The sequence below is a fragment of the Paenibacillus sp. MBLB1832 genome, from assembly GCF_032271945.1.
Classification (GTDB): domain Bacteria; phylum Bacillota; class Bacilli; order Paenibacillales; family NBRC-103111; genus Paenibacillus_E; species Paenibacillus_E roseopurpureus.
The window spans coordinates 5,672,039-5,686,858 of record NZ_CP130319.1 but is presented as its reverse complement, the minus strand read 5'-3'; the positions used below and the strand labels follow the sequence as shown (position 1 = coordinate 5,686,858).

Genomic DNA, 14,820 nt, shown 5'->3' with positions numbered 1-14,820 from the left:
ACATTTATTTCGTATAATAAGGGAATCTAGTTGTTCAAAAAAGGAGTGTGGCATAAGCGTGACAACGGTTCTGGTCGTCGATGATGATTTGAATATTTGTAAAATAACGAAGCTATATTTGGAGAAAAACGGATATCGGGTTATTACCGCTCATGATGGCGAGGAGGCGCTTCACAAGTTCGAAGAGCTGCGGCCGGATTTCATTGTGCTCGACGTGATGATGCCGAAGCGAGATGGCTGGTCGGTGTGCCAAAGCATCCGAGCGAAGAGCGATGTCCCGATTCTGATGTTGACGGCGCGGGGCCATGTGGACGAACGCATCGAGGGGCTGCAGATGGGAGCTGACGATTATCTCGTTAAACCATTTGATCCCAATGAGCTGGTTGCACGGGTCACGTCGATTCTCCGTCGGACAGGGCTTCGCGCCCAAGTGATGCCCACAGCGCATGTGTATGAGATCGGCAGCTTGCGCGTGGATAGCATTGGCCATGAGGTGACGGTTGAAGGGCGAATGGTGCCCCTGCCGAAGAAGGAGTATGAGCTCCTGCTGTTTTTCGTGCGGAACCCGAATCAGGTGTTCACCCGCGAGGATCTGATTGCCAAGATCTGGGGCTGGGACTTCGAAGGAGAGGATCGCGTGGTTGACCTTTACATCAAAAGGCTGCGCCAGAAGCTATCCGCGCTCACAGAGCGCAAGGAAGACTGGAACATTCGCACGGTCTGGGGCGTTGGCTACAAATTTGAGGAGCCTGGGGCATGCTGAATTCTTTTTACCGTAAGATGCTATTCCTTTACATATCCATCACGCTGGTGTCGATCCTCGCGATTTCGGGGGCCATTTCCTACACCATGAAGCAGATGACGTACGATCGAAGTGAGAAGCTGCTGCAAGAGAAAGTGGAGCAGGTGGAGGAGTTGGCAAAGGATTTATTCGATAGTTCGATCCAGCTGAAGGACTTCCGCAAGCAAATTAGTACGATAGAAAAAACGTCGAACGTGCGCGTCTCGGTCGTGAAGCATCCGAAAGCGGCGCTGGACAAAATCCAGTCGATCGGCGAAACCCCCGCCAAGCTGGCGTGGGTAGAGAAGGTCCTCACGGGGGAGACCGTGACGGTGCGGAGTAATTTTGCCCAGAATAGTACGGCTAAAATGCTAATCGTCGGACGTCCTGTCCTGCAGGACAGTCGGATCGTTGGGGCGATATTCTTATATACGCCGCTGCAAAATATTCAAGGCACGATAAATGGCATCAATCGCGCCATTTATATCGCCGCCCTTGTGGTGGCCATGCTGGCCATTGCCGGGCTGTACTTCGTTTCTCGGCATTTTGTAAAGCCGATTCAAGAGATGAGCAAGACCGCGGAGGCGCTGGCGCTTGGTGATTTTAGCGGCAGGGTGCCTGTGCGAGGCAAGGACGAAATTGCCTCGTTGGCCGGCTCATTGAACCGCATGGCAGGCAAATTGCAGAAAGTCGAGGAAGGCCGCAAGCGGTTCCTCTCGGAAATTTCCCACGAGCTGCGGACGCCGCTGACGACGATCCGAGCTTCGCTGCAAGGGATTACAGATGGCGTGGTCGAGCCCGAGGACGCCAAAGAATATATAGATGTCTCCCTGCAGGAGACATTGCGATTAACTCGACTCGTCCAGGACCTTCTGGAGCTGTCCTCGTTCGAGGAGAAAAAAGTCCAGCTCACCATCGGCGAGGTCGATGTTCCTGAGCTGGCGAGCCTCGTTGTGACGCAACTGACGATGAAGGCGAAGGCCAAACAGATTGAGCTGCACGCAGCAGCGGATGGCCCTTATGTGGCTCACGCGGACGGTGACCGGCTCCGGCAGGTGCTCATTAATCTGCTCGATAATGCGATTAACCATATCCCTGAAGGGAGCAGCGCGGGCATTCGCGTCAGGGTCATGCGCCAGGAGCGATGGATCGAGGTGTGGGATAATGGCCCAGGCATTCCAGAGGAGAAACTGCCTTATTTGTTCGACCGTTTCTATAAGGCCGATGAGAGCCGAAACCGAACAGGAGCTGGGCTGGGGCTGACGATCTGCAAGCATATCATTGAAGCCCATGGAGGCACTCTTCACGTGGAGTCGGGGCCACAGAAGGGTACGGTGTTCCGGATTTTTATCCAGGCGCGCACATGACAAACTTATGACATATCTCTCAGGTAAGATAGGTTTCGTGAGGTACTTACTAACAAATCGAGGAGTGAATCCTATGTTGAAAAAATTAGCAGGCATCGTGGCAGCTGGTGTCATCGTATGTTCCGTCCCTGTGGCGGCTTTCGCAGCGAATGCACAAGGAGATACAAACGCTTTTCATCCGCTAAAGCAGCTTTTATCGGAGAAAGCGCAAGCTTTCGGCATATCGACCGACGGCAAGACGAATAAGGAGATCAAAGCGGAGCTGAAAGCAGCGGGCAACGAGCGCCGTACCGAGCATTTGCAAGCGGCGGCAGCCAAACTTGGCATCAGCACGGATGGCAAAACGAATGAGCAGCTCAAAGCGGAGATCCAAGCGGCCGTTGCCGCGAAGCTGCAAGCGAAAGCGGAGAAGCTTGGTGTGAGCGCAGACGGAAAGTCGAATAAGGAGCTTAGAGCGGAGCTGAAAGCTGCAGCTTTGACGAAGCTGCAAGCGAAGGCAGCAGATGCAGGCATCGCGACGGATGGCAAGACAGCGAAGGAGATCCGCGCAGCGCTGAAAGCAGCGAAAGACGCGAAGAAATCCGCCGCGTTGACCAAGAAAGCGGAGAAGCTCGGCATCTCCACAGTTGGCAAAACAACCGAGCAAATCTACGCCGAGATCGAAGCCGCGCTGCAAGCGAAATGGGCGAAAAAAGCGCAGAAATAAGCGAGACGATCCCTCTGCCCCTAGTGCCAATTTGGCGCTGGGGGCTTTTCATTTAACTGAAGTGATATCAGCGATTCTTCTGACTAATTTAACAGGGATGGTTAGTTCTCTCTTCTTCCACTTCGGTCTTTACCTCAAGTCCAAGTTTTCGAGCCACAAAAGCAGTCGAGCTTGCTTGGAATAAGATGGTGATAAGCACAGCCATGAAGGTAACACTCGCGATCAGTTCGCTGTGCTGGACGCCCATCCCTGCCACCATTCCGCACAAAGCTGCGGGAATGACACCCGTTTCTCGCACCCAGAACATAAACACAATCTCATTCCATTTCCACTTCGCTTTACGATCTGGCAGCGTGCAAAGTAAGACTGTCAGAGGGCGAGCAATAAACATAAAGACAAAAATAACACCCAAACTGGTCCAGAAATGCTCGAAAATAATGGTGAAGTTGACTTGGCTGCCGAGAAGAATGAAAATCAGCATACGCATGATCACTGTAATATTTTCGGAAAAATGCTCCATTTCGTGTAGCTTATCATTCATATCCATCTTAAATGTTCCCGCATTTCCCCAAATGAGTCCAGCTGTAAAAGTCGCCATGAAGCCACTAACTCCTATTAGTTCCCCAGCAATATAAGCACCCAATGAGGTTACTACCATTGCAATAGTAGCGTAATCTCTCAGGAAACCTAACTTCAAATGCGCAGTCAGATAGGTTAGGACATACCCGATAACACCACCAAGCAGGAGTCCGCCTAGGGCCGTTTTTGCAAATTCACTTACACCTGATGAGATAGATACAGCTTGTGTTCCCATAATAATAGCCAGCAGTGAAAAGGTGAGAATCGAACCTGTTGCATCATTAAAGGCAGACTCACTTTCTACGGTTTCCCTAACTTTCGTCCGAATTCGCACCTGTTTAAATACTGGAATGAGTGTAGCTGGATCAGTCGAAGAGATAATAGCTCCCAACAATAGCGCATACAACCATGGAAGATCTAAAAGCAGATGCGCGGTAATTGCAACAGCTCCGCAAGTAACGATAACACCTGGAATACTAAGTAAGCTCACGGTTATCCATACTTGGCGAAGACCCGAAAGTCTGATATTGCGACCACCATCGAATAAAATAAGCGTAGAGCCGATGACTAAAATAAATTGATTCGTAAAAGATGTGCTGGACTCATTAATCCAATGAAAGCCTTGTCCGATTATCATACCGGCAACTAGAAAAAGTGCAACATCTGGCAGTTTCAGAAAATGGGCTATTTTACCGAATAGCATCCCCAATCCGAAAATTAAGACTAGAAGAATGATGACGTGGTCAATCATGACAGAAGTTGTATTTTCCATTAGCTAATCACCGCATATTGATTCTTCATTTTTTCCTTAACCCCTATCTAATGGTGTATTTACCCTCTGGGTATCTGTATCATTCTTTCGCCTCTCACTGTCATCTTACCTTCAAAATCTTGACTAACCAGCTCAGCGTCGTCCCCTGTACGAGCAGTGAGAAGACGACGTTGCTGAACGTCATTGCGAGCAGCAGATCGCGCCCTTCGAAGTCGGGAGCCACGCCGAGCAGGAGTGCGATGGACAGCGAGCCTTTCAGCCCGCCCCAGGCGATAATGGGCTTCCACGCCTGCGGGATGCTATGGTCCATCGACAGGCTGACATAGACGGCGACGAATCTCGCCGCGAGGACGATCCCGATGCTGACTGTGATCTCGAACCATTTATCAGCGAAATCGATGTTCGATATTTCGAGGCCGACCATGAGGAATATAATGGCATTCCCGATGAACGCGATCACTTCCCAGAACGAGTCCATCTTCTCCAGGGTCAAGTCGGACATGCCAATCTTTTTTCCGTAGGAGCCGAGTACCAATCCAGCAAAAACCACCGCAATCACACCAGATAGATGAAACATCTCTGCGACTTCGAATGCCCCGTAGAACAACACGATGGACAGGCCGATTTCGACCAAGTAATTGTCGATGGTCGCGGTGATACGGCTAGCCAGATAGCCGAAGAGCAGCCCGATCAGCATGCCTGCCACAACGACTTTGACGAACTCGAAGGAACCGCTCAGCACACCGGACAAGCTTAGTGTCGTTGTGACGAGCGCGATTTTGAAAAGGACTACGGCCACGCCGTCATTCGCTAAGCTCTCACCCTCGACAATGACCGACAGCTTCTGGTTCAGTCCTAACGATTTGAAAATACTCAACACGGATACCGGATCCGTGGCCGCCATCAGCGAGCCGAAGACGAGCGCATTTTGCAAGGAAAGCCCTAGCAGGGTGTAGCACAAGGCAGTGATGAGCACGAACGTCAGCAATGTGCCTAGCAAAGCAAGCATCAAGATGGATCGCTTATTGTCCTTCAGCTCATGGGCGTGCAGTTTGAGTGCCGCATCCCCGATCAGCGCCGACAGGAAGATGAGGATGACTGTGGTTTTGAAAATCGTATCAGAAGCGACATATTCCTTAATATCATGCAGGGCTGGAATGGGAAAGAGGCCAAGCAGTAAGCCAGCGACGACAAGCAGCGTCGGATAAGGCTGTTTGATTTTATCTGCGAGATAAGCGATGGCAACGGCAATGCACATTAGAATAAGCCAATAATGGATCATGACATTCACTCCTCGCGCTCTATTGTTACGGATAATCTTTCCAGAGAAGATCTTGAGTATGTAAAAAAGACAAAAAAAGCCCGCTGTTGGCAGGCTCCTCCGGGTGATGCGATATAGATTTACTATACAGGGGGTTTTCAGGGAAGTAAAGGAAAATCGGTAAGAGCTTATTCGGTCAAGGGTATATAATCAAATAATTATATAATCATTTACAAATGAGATTAAGATTGCGATAATGTGGTAGGAAATGCTGAAATCCAGCTAAATAGAGGAGCGAGTAATCGTGGTCGATATCGAACAATTATCGGATGTTTGCAAGCTTCTAGGGGATAAAATGCGACTAACCATTCTCTCCCTGCTCCAAGAACGCGAGCTTTGTGTGAATGAGCTTGTTGAACTTTTGCAGACCAGTCAACCCAATGTAAGCCAGCATATGCGAAAGCTGAAGGCAGGCGGTTTGGTGAAGGAAGCCAAAAAGGGGCAATGGGTGTACTATTCGCTGAACGTGGAGGATAAGCCGTATCTGAATACGTTTTTACAATACGTACCCTCGCAAAAAGAAAAGGTTGCCGCAATTTCCTGCGAGCAGCTCAATTGTTGTGATTAGCGGTATGCGCTAAAGGCAGGTTGTCTAACCGATAAGGAGGAGCACATGGTTTTTCTTGCAATAATCATCTTTGTAGTAACGTTAACGTTCGTCATTTGGCAGCCGAAAGGACTGAATATCGGCTGGACCGCATCAGCGGGTGCCTTGCTGTCACTGATTTGTCAAACCGTTTCCTTCCATGATGTTGGGATTGTAACGGGGATCGTCTGGAATGCCACACTTACGTTTGTTGCCCTGATTCTCATTTCTTTGATACTCGATCAAATTGGTTTCTTTGAATGGTGCGCCTTGCATATGGCTCGGTTGGCCAAAGGAAACGGTAAGCGGATGTTTGTTTATGTCATTGGGCTGGGAGCAGCTGTAGCTGCGCTATTCGCGAATGATGGAGCTGCGCTTATTTTAACCCCTATTGTATTATCTATGGTTCGTGCATTGAAATTTCCGGATAAAATGATCCTGCCCTTCATCATGGCCAGCGGATTTATTTCGGATACGACGTCGATTCCGTTTGTGGTCAGTAATTTGGTCAATATCGTATCTGCTGATTTCTTCGGCATTGATTTCGTGACGTATGCGAGCCGCATGTTCGTAACAGGGATCGTTTCGATGGGGGCAAGCTTGCTGGTACTCTACCTTTTCTTCAGGAAGGAAATCCCGGCAAACTATGAGCTCGCACAGCTCAAACAGCCCGCAGAAGCGATCAAAGACGGGAAGCTGTTCCGTGTGTCTTGGTTCGTGCTGGGAATCCTGCTAGTTGCTTACCTGGTTAGCGGCTTCATCCATATTCCTGTTTCGATCATTGCGGGCATTGTCGCGCTAATCTTCGTACTTATTGCTCGTACCAGCCCTTCCATAGAAAGCAAAAAAGTGATGAAAGAAGCACCGTGGAACATCGTTGTTTTCTCCATCGGGATGTATGTGGTCGTGTATAGCTTGAAAAATGTCGGGCTCATCGACGCGTTAAGCACACTCATCGAGAACATATCGAATCAGGGCTTGTTGTCGGCCACGCTTGGCATGGGTTTCCTAGCTGCGCTGCTCTCTTCCGTGATGAATAACTTGCCAACGGTCATGATCGATGCGCTTGCGATTAAAGGGACACAGACGGAAGGCGTGATTCGTGAAGCGCTCGTGTATGCGAATGTGATCGGCTCGGATCTAGGTCCGAAAATTACACCAATCGGGTCACTGGCCACCTTATTGTGGCTGCATGTTTTAGCGAATAAAGGTGTCAAAATTACTTGGGGTTACTATTTTAGAGTCGGCATCGTGCTTACAATTCCCACGCTGTTCATCACCCTTCTTGGGCTGTATGTATGGCTCAGGGTGATCACCTAATTTAAGGATAAGGAGATGTTCCACATGGACAAAAAATTAGTGTATTTCCTCTGCACAGGAAATTCATGCCGCAGCCAGATGGCGGATGGATTTCTGGAGGCTTTAGGTGGCGATACTTATGAAGTAAGAAGCGCTGGCTTAGAGGCACACGGCTTAAACCCAAGGGCAGTCGCTGCGATGAAAGAGGCGGGTATCGATATTTCGAACAACACCTCCGATGTGATTGACCCTGAATTGCTGGGGCGTGCCGACTACATCATCACCTTGTGTGGTCATGCGAATGACCATTGTCCTGTGGTTCGAAATGATAAGGCCGTGAGATGGCACTGGGGCTTCGAAGACCCTGCCAAAGCGACGGGAACAGAAGAAGAAATCACGGCGAAATTCCGTGAAGTGCGGGATGCAATTCGGCATCGGATCGAGCAGTTCGTGAAAGGAGATTTCATGCAGAAAAACTATCAAGCACTCATCGATGATCAAGTTTTCTTTGGCGCTGCTGCCGACGTCGAGGCTATGGTGAAAAATGAGAACGTGGAGGTTATCGTAGATTTACGAGGAGAAGCGACGGAATGCGCTTATCCTGGGGGTAACGTAGAATGGCTGCAAGTCCCCCTTGGAGACAACGCGGAAGGACCGCAGGACGTTTTGTTTAAACAGGCGATTCAGCACGTTGTGGATGCGTACAAGAGCGGCAAAAAGGTCGGGTTCCACTGCGGAGGCGGCAAAGGGCGCACGGGCGCAGTAGCTGTAGGTACTTTGATCGAGCTGGGTAAGAGTGCGAATATTGAGGAAGCGGAGAAACTGGCGCAGAGCATTCGATCTGTGGTTAACATTAGACCGCCGCAGCGTGAGGCGCTGGAGAAGTTGTACGATAAGTAGGTGAGAACATGATAAGTATCGGACTTGCGGGCTGGGGCGATCATGAAGAGCTGTATCGGGGCGGTGTGCGACAGCAGGACAAGCTGAAGCAGTATAATAAGCATTTCCCGCTTGTCGAGGTAGATAGCTCCTATTATGCCATTCACAAAGATAGCTGGTACCAGAAATGGGCCACTGACACGACCGACTCCTTCTCGTTTATCGTCAAAGCTTATCAAGGATTAACGGGGCAGACACGGCAAACGTACTCGCAGGAAGAGACAAGCGGGATGTTCACTGCTTTTCGAAACTCCATCCGTCCTGTCGTCGAAGCGGGCAAGCTGAAAGCGGTGCTCTTCCAGTACCCGCCGTGGTTCGACTGCACGAAGGCGAATGTGGATGTCATTCGCGAAGCGAAAGCCCGCATGGGCGACATTCCTGTGGCGCTGGAATTCCGCCACCAGAGCTGGTTTCGCGATTGTCTGCGCGAGAAGACACTATCCTTCATGCGGCGCGAAGGCTGGATTCACAGCGTCTGCGATGAGCCGCAGGCGGGCGTGGGCTCTGTGCCCATCGTGCTGGAGGCGACGCATCCTGCGATGACGATAGTGCGCTTTCACGGCCGCAATGAGAGCGGCTGGGTCAATAACGGCGAGGCGAACTGGCGCGACGTTCGCTACCTGTACAACTACAGCCAGAGCGAGCTGCTAGCGTGGAAGGCGATGCTGCTGCAGCTGCAGGAGCAGTCGCGCGAGGTCTGCGTGATTTTCAACAACAACTCTGGCGGGCATGCGACGGGCAATGCGAAGGAGATGATGGCGATGCTGGGGATCGCGATTGAGGATACGTCGCCGAGGCAGTTGGATTTGTTTGAGTGAGGCTTATGAAAAATTAATATAATAATCGGCAAGTTATTACAAATTTTGATGCCTTACCTTTATACAATGGTAAGGCTATTATTTGCTTTTTCAGATAGAGGATGAAATTTATTTTGGAGGTTTGATACGCATGGGATTTATTACTTTTATTGAAGACCCTCTTGTCATTTCTACTCTAATAATAACTCTAGTATTTGGAACTCAATTAGTGAGGCTGGTTAAAGGTACAAGTAGCAATAGGGTTCCATGGGTTCCGTACTCTTTTGGAATCATAGTTAGCATTTTAGTATTCATACTTTTTATAGACATGGTTTCGACTTCTGAAGGTTTTGGGGAAGAACTTGCCATGCCATTTTTATTAATATCTGCACTTATACTATTTGCATATTTTATGTTGGTAAAATATTCGGTGAAAAATAAGAAACTTGCTTATTTTTTGTATATATTTTTAACATCTTGTGGCGTCATGTATTTGTCTTATAATCTCGCTTATAGGTTTTAGTGAAGGTCACGAAAAAATAACATTCCAATTTCGAAGGTGACAACGTGACATTAAAAAAGCACATGGCCTGCGCAATAATAAGTGTATTTTGGGGAATGTTTCTCATTCCAACTGTATGGTTAATACTATTTGTAGTTATAAGTGGTACAGGTTGGGACAATGATATTCCAACAAATTTTGAAAGACTAGTGGCGACAGTTTTTAGTATTTGCTATTTAACTTCATATGTTATCTTGAATGTAAAAATACTTAGGAAAAAAATTGAATGGTGGGGCGTATATATCACTCTGTTAATTTTGGCGTCAGTGATGTATCCTTATTTTGAATTTATTCAGAGAATCGTTGATCCCTTTATAAGATTTGTAGACTGATAAAATGTTCTCAAATAACCTCAACTTTTACATTAAATTTAGTATACGCAACTGGGCTGCCGTCTCAGGAGATCGATCCTGCAAAAGTGCAGGATTTTTCGGGCATTTTTTCTGAAAGGGCCAGTTTCGGGCCAAATTGCTGTACTTTTGCAGTTAAGTTCGCTCTAAGCGGATGAGGCTGGGTAAATTGATGCACATTTGCAGGAAGTTCAAGTTCGATGCGGGATGGCTCTTCTAAGGAAACGATCAGCCTAAGTGCCAGGCTGAGTGCGCCTGTCCAAATGATCCGCATTTCTGATACAATAGGCGGATAGGAAGTTGAGAAGAGGAGTGCTAGGCATGGTACTAACGGTGATTTTAAGCGTCATCACGATCGCCATCGTGATCGGATTGACGTTGTGGATTACGAAAAAGGCGTACTCCCGGAAGTGGGATGAAGAGGAGTGAGTCGCAGATATTCGGCTGCCGATTAATGAGATGCCCTTGCGGAGGAGCGATGAATTCATTTAAGGGGCTCAGAGCAGGGGCATTTTTGACAGTTGAAGGTGTCTATTGGACTAGTTGTCAGGAAATCGTTTCCTTGCTATGATGAAGAGAGTACGGGTAAGAAGGTGGTTGACTGATGAATCGGATGGAAGCTGAGTTCAGTAATCTGGTGAAGTCCTACCGTAAGAAGCATATGGGCAAAGGACCTGAGCGTGTCACGACGACCTTCTGCAAATGTTGGGCGATTTGTGAGATGGAAGGAAATTTATCCCCAGTGGAGAAGTTTATGGCGAAGACGGGCGATGGCAGACAAATGCTCCGCACGACGCGCACACAGATGGTGAAAGAGCTGTACAAGGATTTTCCTCCCGTCGAAATGGAAGAGCTGCTTGGCGCCAAGTTCGTTCATCTTTTCGTGGATATTGATATCGAGCGGGATATTGGGATGTCGGTGTTTGTTTTTGATGAAGATGTAGAGAAGAAGTTTGCGAAGTAAAGCATATACATAAGTAGTAAGTGCTTGGCACTTGGTAGCGACCCTGCCGGAGACTAACCACTGTGAGACAGAACTGAGGCTTCCTAATTGGAGGTTTGAGTTGTGTTTTGCGGTGGTTTTTTATTTCGAAAATGATAAGTACATACACGCAATGGGAGGCGTTTATTATGGGGAAAACGAAGCACACGGGGCCGATCAAGCTGCCGTCCAAACCAGATCCGAAGCTGTGGGTCAGTAAGATCCCTTTCGGGCTAGGGAAGGTCAAGCCTAAACATATTCGGGAGACGGCGAAAATTGCCTGGCAAAACCGCGACAATCTGCCGTACGCGGTCAGGATTTTGACACAAGGCGTGTGCGATGGCTGCGCGCTAGGTGTGTCAGGCTTGTATGATCAGACGCTGGCGGGGCCGCACCTATGCACGACGCGGCTCAATGTGCTGCGCTTGAATACGATGCCGGCGATTCGCGAGGAAGTCCTGCATGCGGATATCGACGAGCTCCGCCGCATGAACTCCACCGAGCTTCGACAGCTCGGGCGTATCCCGTATCCCCTTATCCGCACGAAAGGGGAGCGGAACTTCCGTCGCGCCACCTGGGATGAGGCGCTAGATACGGTTGCAAAGAAGATGCGCGAGGTGAATCCGAAGGGGACGGCCATTTATTTGACGGCGCGCGGCATCACGAATGAGTCGTACTATGCAGCCGCGAAAATAGCGAGATTGCTCGGAACGAACAATATCGACAACGCTTCGCGCATTTGCCATTCGCCGTCGAAGACGGCGTTGAAGCGGTCCGTAGGCGTAGGCGCTTCGACTTGCAATTACAAGGACTGGATCGGGACGGATGTCCTTGTGTTTTGGGGTAGCGTGGCCGCTAATAACCAGCCGGTCTCGACGAAATATATGTATGCCGCCAAGCGCAAAGGCACGAAGATCATAGTCATTAACCCGTACTACGAGCCATCGATGGACCAGTACTGGATCCCTTCGATTGCGGAGTCTGCTTTATTCGGGACGAAGCTGGCTGACGATGTGTACCAAGTCAACATCGGGGGCGACATCGCCTTCATGAACGGCATCATGAAGGAATGGTTCGAGATGGAGGAGCGCGAGCCCGGCTCCGCGATTGACCATGCGTTCGTTGCTGCGCATACGAATGGCTTCGAGGGGCTGCGCGCCCATGTGGCGCAGCAGGACTGGACGACGCTCGCGCAGTCGTCCGGCCTCACCCGCGAGCGCATGCGCGAGCTCGCGCACATCCTGGCCCGCGCCTCCAGCGCGGTATTCGTGTGGTCCATGGGACTCACACAGCACCGCTTCGGCACGGACAACATCTCGCAGGTGGCGAATCTCGCCCTCCTGCGGGGTTTTCTCGGCCGCGAGCACTGCGGGCTGATGCCCATCCGCGGCCACAGCGGCGTGCAGGGCTCCGGCGAGATGGGCGCCGATCCCTTCTCCTTGCCGGGCGGCGAGATCTCTAGCGCCGCCGACCGCAACCGCATCGAGCAGCTCTGGGGCTTCGAGCTGCCGAGCTGGCAGGGTGACATCGTCGGTGTCACCCTCGAGAATGCGCTCCTGCCCGAGGAGCAGGAGCGGAAGCTCCGGATGTTCTACACATCCGGCGGCAACTTCCTCGAGACGATGCCAGATCCGGCATTCGTTCGAGAAGCCCTAGAGGCTGTGGATGTCCGTGTGCACCAGGACATCATCCTCAACACCTCCACGCTCGTGGACGCGCGGGAGACCGTCGTCGTGCTGCCCGCGATGACGCGCTATGAGCAGCCAGGGGGCGGGACCTCCACCTCGACGGAGCGGATGGTGTACTTCTCGCCCGAGATCGCGGGTCCGCGCATCGGTGAGGCTCGCGCGGAGTGGGCGATCTACGCGGATCTGGCGCGCCGCGTGAAGCCCGAAGCCGCGGCGCTGATCGGCTGCGAGAGCGCGGAAGCGATCCGCGCGGAGATCGCGCTAGCCGCGCCGAGCTATGACGGCATCCAGCACCTGCGGGAGCGGGGCGATGTGTTCCAGTCCGGCGGCGCGTGGCTGTGCGAGGACGGTGTCTGTCCGACGCCAGATGGGCGCGGCCAGCTGCTGCCGATCGAGCTTCCGGAGCTGCGGAAGCCGGAGGGGCATTTTGCGGTTACGACGCGCCGCGGCAAGCAGTTTAATTCCATGATCTACAGTGACGTAGACCCGTTCAATGAAGCGGATCGTTATGATGTGCTGATGCATGGGGATGATGCGAAGTCCCTTTCGCTGAACGAAGGGGAAGCCATCGTGGTCTATAACCGTTACGGGAACATGCACGGTCGCGTTCGTTGTGCGGATGTGCGCACGGGAAATATCGAGGTGCATTGGCCGGAAGGTAACAGTTTAATACCTAAGGGGGTATATGAGCCGTACGCGGGTATCCCTGAATACAACAACGCGGTTATCGTGGAAAAAGCCGAAACCTACCACGCGCACAAAGACATGCGCTATGTAGAGAAACGTATAGTAGAGCTGGAAACCGAAATGGAGGGATAAGGATGGATGGATTGGAACCCAAGTCTGCATCGTCAGCTACGACAACATGGTCGATCCATCGTTACGATGGGTCGGAGGTACTGCCAGCCCAGGATGACATTGCCATTGAAGCGCCCCTGACGATCATGCTGAATGGTGAAGAATTCGCCACCCTTGTTTATACCCCGAGCGACACGGTCGATATGGTGACGGGCTTTCTCGCATCCGAAGGCTTGATCCGATTCGTCGATCAAATTGAATCCCTAACACTTGAGGAAGATCGTGGCTTCGCTCATGTGAAGCTGCGGCAGCTCCACCAGCTGAGCCGTGAGATGGTGTCCAAGCGCTTTATCGGCTCCTGCTGCGGCAAAAGCCGGCAGTTCTACTTCCACAACGACATGCGCACGGCCAAAACCGTCCGTACCAAGCTCAGCTTGACCATTGCCCAGTGCTTCCATCTCATGCGCGAGCTGCAGGACCAATCGGCTGAATTTCGTCTTACAGGAGGCCTGCATAATGCAGCGCTGTGCACAGCGAACGAGCTCCTCGTCACAAGAGCAGACATTGGACGACATAACGCGCTGGATAAAATATATGGGCACATCCTTCGGGGGCGTATTCCCGTTAAGGATAAAATCCTTGCTTTCAGCGGGAGAGTATCCTCCGAGGTTGCGCTCAAGGCGGCAAAAATCGGCGTCGGCATCCTTCTGTCCAAATCCGCCCCGACGGACTTGGCGCTGCGCTTGGCTGATGACCTTGGCATCACGGTAGTTGGCTTCATACGGCGCAATCATTTGACGGTGTATACGCATCCAGAGCGTATTGTGGAGTGTACACAAGGGTTGAAGTCCTGAATTTCTGAAGTGCAGAAGCCCTTAGGCTATGAAGTCAGTCCCGAGTGCACACATTACTGCGATTCTGCATCTTTTTTGGCTTGAAATACTCGAAATAAGTGAAATTGCTGCGAATGTGCATCATTATCTCCGGAAAATCACCACAATCCCCGAAAGCAGAGGAATTTACTGCACATTTGCACCAATTCTTCTGCATACGTACAGCAGGGCAGAAAATGATGCACATTTGCACCAATGTGGCTTCGTATGCCACTCTCAGCTCCCCCTCTCCAAAACACAAAGCCCACGAGAAAAAATCTCGTGGGCTTTACCCTATTGCTCGCACTAAGCGAGCCAGTTTTCACCTTCGTGCTATCCCGCAGCCGCTTTCTCCTGAAGAATCATCTGGCGCATTTCCTCGCGCTGCGAGTCTTTGAGGAGCGGGCAGGTTTAGCATTTT

The 14,820-nt window shown here is 50.8% G+C and carries 15 protein-coding genes and 1 pseudogene; 13 read left to right on the top strand and 3 right to left on the bottom strand.

Annotated elements, in window-relative coordinates; genetic code table 11:
* Positions 1 to 58 precede the first annotated feature (58 nt).
* The 3 genes from MJB10_RS25850 to MJB10_RS25840 all read left to right on the top strand — a co-directional run bounded on the left by MJB10_RS25850 (position 59) and on the right by MJB10_RS25840 (position 2,854).
* Positions 59 to 763, top strand: a complete 705-nt coding sequence (locus MJB10_RS25850) for a response regulator transcription factor (RefSeq protein ID WP_314800046.1) — start codon at positions 59 to 61, stop codon at positions 761 to 763.
* The gene (locus MJB10_RS25845; protein WP_314800044.1) at positions 757 to 2,148 is read left to right on the top strand and encodes a sensor histidine kinase; all 1,392 of its coding nucleotides are present in this window, start codon (positions 757 to 759) and stop codon (positions 2,146 to 2,148) included. Before MJB10_RS25850 ends, MJB10_RS25845 begins: the two co-directional genes overlap by 7 nt.
* A gap of 73 nt (positions 2,149 to 2,221) precedes the next feature.
* A complete protein-coding gene (locus MJB10_RS25840; protein ID WP_314800042.1) occupies positions 2,222 to 2,854 on the top strand; it encodes a hypothetical protein in 633 nt (210 codons plus the stop codon).
* An 88-nt stretch (positions 2,855 to 2,942) separates the two neighbouring features.
* On the opposite strand, the gene MJB10_RS25835 is transcribed toward MJB10_RS25840, so the two are convergent.
* Positions 2,943 to 4,205, bottom strand: coding sequence for a cation:proton antiporter (locus tag MJB10_RS25835; RefSeq protein WP_314800040.1), 1,263 nt, complete (start codon positions 4,203 to 4,205; stop codon positions 2,943 to 2,945).
* Between the two features lie 100 nt (positions 4,206 to 4,305).
* The gene (locus tag MJB10_RS25830; RefSeq protein WP_314800038.1) at positions 4,306 to 5,487 is read right to left on the bottom strand and encodes a cation:proton antiporter; all 1,182 of its coding nucleotides are present in this window, start codon (positions 5,485 to 5,487) and stop codon (positions 4,306 to 4,308) included.
* Positions 5,488 to 5,770: 283 nt separating this feature from the next.
* Here MJB10_RS25830 and MJB10_RS25825 point away from each other — a divergent pair, with 283 nt between their 5' ends.
* The 7 genes and pseudogenes from MJB10_RS25825 (at position 5,771) to MJB10_RS25800 (ending at position 10,041) form a co-directional block, all read left to right on the top strand.
* Positions 5,771 to 6,094 (top strand): ArsR/SmtB family transcription factor, encoded by a 324-nt coding sequence (locus tag MJB10_RS25825; RefSeq protein WP_314800036.1) that lies wholly within the window; start codon positions 5,771 to 5,773, stop codon positions 6,092 to 6,094.
* Between the two features lie 45 nt (positions 6,095 to 6,139).
* Positions 6,140 to 7,432 carry an arsenic transporter gene (locus MJB10_RS25820; RefSeq protein WP_314800034.1) on the top strand — a complete coding sequence of 431 codons (1,293 nt, stop codon included), beginning with the start codon at positions 6,140 to 6,142 and terminating at the stop codon, positions 7,430 to 7,432.
* A gap of 24 nt (positions 7,433 to 7,456) precedes the next feature.
* A pseudogene (gene arsC / locus MJB10_RS25815) lies at positions 7,457 to 7,864 on the top strand (arsenate reductase (thioredoxin)); the annotation flags it as partial.
* A 12-nt stretch (positions 7,865 to 7,876) separates the two neighbouring features.
* The gene (locus MJB10_RS26775; protein ID WP_397386648.1) at positions 7,877 to 8,311 is read left to right on the top strand and encodes a protein-tyrosine phosphatase family protein; all 435 of its coding nucleotides are present in this window, start codon (positions 7,877 to 7,879) and stop codon (positions 8,309 to 8,311) included.
* A gap of 8 nt (positions 8,312 to 8,319) precedes the next feature.
* Positions 8,320 to 9,168: a DUF72 domain-containing protein gene (locus MJB10_RS25810; protein WP_314800033.1), complete on the top strand. Its 849-nt coding sequence runs from the start codon at positions 8,320 to 8,322 to the stop codon at positions 9,166 to 9,168.
* A 130-nt stretch (positions 9,169 to 9,298) separates the two neighbouring features.
* Positions 9,299 to 9,670 carry a hypothetical protein gene (locus MJB10_RS25805; RefSeq protein WP_314800031.1) on the top strand — a complete coding sequence of 124 codons (372 nt, stop codon included), beginning with the start codon at positions 9,299 to 9,301 and terminating at the stop codon, positions 9,668 to 9,670.
* 44 nt (positions 9,671 to 9,714) lie between these two features.
* Complete coding sequence (locus MJB10_RS25800) at positions 9,715 to 10,041, top strand: hypothetical protein (protein WP_314800029.1); 327 nt, start codon at positions 9,715 to 9,717, stop codon at positions 10,039 to 10,041.
* Between the two features lie 64 nt (positions 10,042 to 10,105).
* On the opposite strand, the gene MJB10_RS25795 is transcribed toward MJB10_RS25800, so the two are convergent.
* Positions 10,106 to 10,333, bottom strand: coding sequence for a hypothetical protein (locus MJB10_RS25795; protein WP_314800027.1), 228 nt, complete (start codon positions 10,331 to 10,333; stop codon positions 10,106 to 10,108).
* A gap of 330 nt (positions 10,334 to 10,663) precedes the next feature.
* On the opposite strand from MJB10_RS25795, the gene MJB10_RS25790 reads away from it, so the two are divergent.
* The 3 genes from MJB10_RS25790 (at position 10,664) to fdhD (ending at position 14,381) form a co-directional block, all read left to right on the top strand.
* Positions 10,664 to 11,023 carry a DUF2294 domain-containing protein gene (locus MJB10_RS25790; protein ID WP_314800026.1) on the top strand — a complete coding sequence of 120 codons (360 nt, stop codon included), beginning with the start codon at positions 10,664 to 10,666 and terminating at the stop codon, positions 11,021 to 11,023.
* A 167-nt stretch (positions 11,024 to 11,190) separates the two neighbouring features.
* The gene (locus MJB10_RS25785; RefSeq protein ID WP_314800024.1) at positions 11,191 to 13,548 is read left to right on the top strand and encodes an FdhF/YdeP family oxidoreductase; all 2,358 of its coding nucleotides are present in this window, start codon (positions 11,191 to 11,193) and stop codon (positions 13,546 to 13,548) included.
* 2 nt (positions 13,549 to 13,550) lie between these two features.
* Positions 13,551 to 14,381: a formate dehydrogenase accessory sulfurtransferase FdhD gene (fdhD, locus tag MJB10_RS25780; RefSeq protein WP_314800023.1), complete on the top strand. Its 831-nt coding sequence runs from the start codon at positions 13,551 to 13,553 to the stop codon at positions 14,379 to 14,381.
* Positions 14,382 to 14,820 lie beyond the last annotated feature (439 nt).

Bases quoted from the DNA above. Each gene is read 5' to 3' on its own strand.
- MJB10_RS25805 (WP_314800031.1), top strand. From the start codon at position 9,299: ATGGGATTTATTACTTTTATTGAAGACCCTCTTGTCATTTCTACTCTA.
- MJB10_RS26775 (WP_397386648.1), top strand. From the start codon at position 7,877: ATGCAGAAAAACTATCAAGCACTCATCGATGATCAAGTTTTCTTTGGC.
- MJB10_RS25845 (WP_314800044.1), top strand. From the start codon at position 757: ATGCTGAATTCTTTTTACCGTAAGATGCTATTCCTTTACATATCCATC.
- MJB10_RS25835 (WP_314800040.1), bottom strand. From the start codon at position 4,205: ATGGAAAATACAACTTCTGTCATGATTGACCACGTCATCATTCTTCTA.
- MJB10_RS25790 (WP_314800026.1), top strand. From the start codon at position 10,664: ATGAATCGGATGGAAGCTGAGTTCAGTAATCTGGTGAAGTCCTACCGT.
- MJB10_RS25840 (WP_314800042.1), top strand. From the start codon at position 2,222: ATGTTGAAAAAATTAGCAGGCATCGTGGCAGCTGGTGTCATCGTATGT.
- MJB10_RS25785 (WP_314800024.1), top strand. From the start codon at position 11,191: ATGGGGAAAACGAAGCACACGGGGCCGATCAAGCTGCCGTCCAAACCA.
- MJB10_RS25795 (WP_314800027.1), bottom strand. From the start codon at position 10,333: ATGCGGATCATTTGGACAGGCGCACTCAGCCTGGCACTTAGGCTGATC.
- MJB10_RS25830 (WP_314800038.1), bottom strand. From the start codon at position 5,487: ATGATCCATTATTGGCTTATTCTAATGTGCATTGCCGTTGCCATCGCT.
- MJB10_RS25810 (WP_314800033.1), top strand. From the start codon at position 8,320: ATGATAAGTATCGGACTTGCGGGCTGGGGCGATCATGAAGAGCTGTAT.
- fdhD (WP_314800023.1), top strand. From the start codon at position 13,551: ATGGATGGATTGGAACCCAAGTCTGCATCGTCAGCTACGACAACATGG.
- MJB10_RS25820 (WP_314800034.1), top strand. From the start codon at position 6,140: ATGGTTTTTCTTGCAATAATCATCTTTGTAGTAACGTTAACGTTCGTC.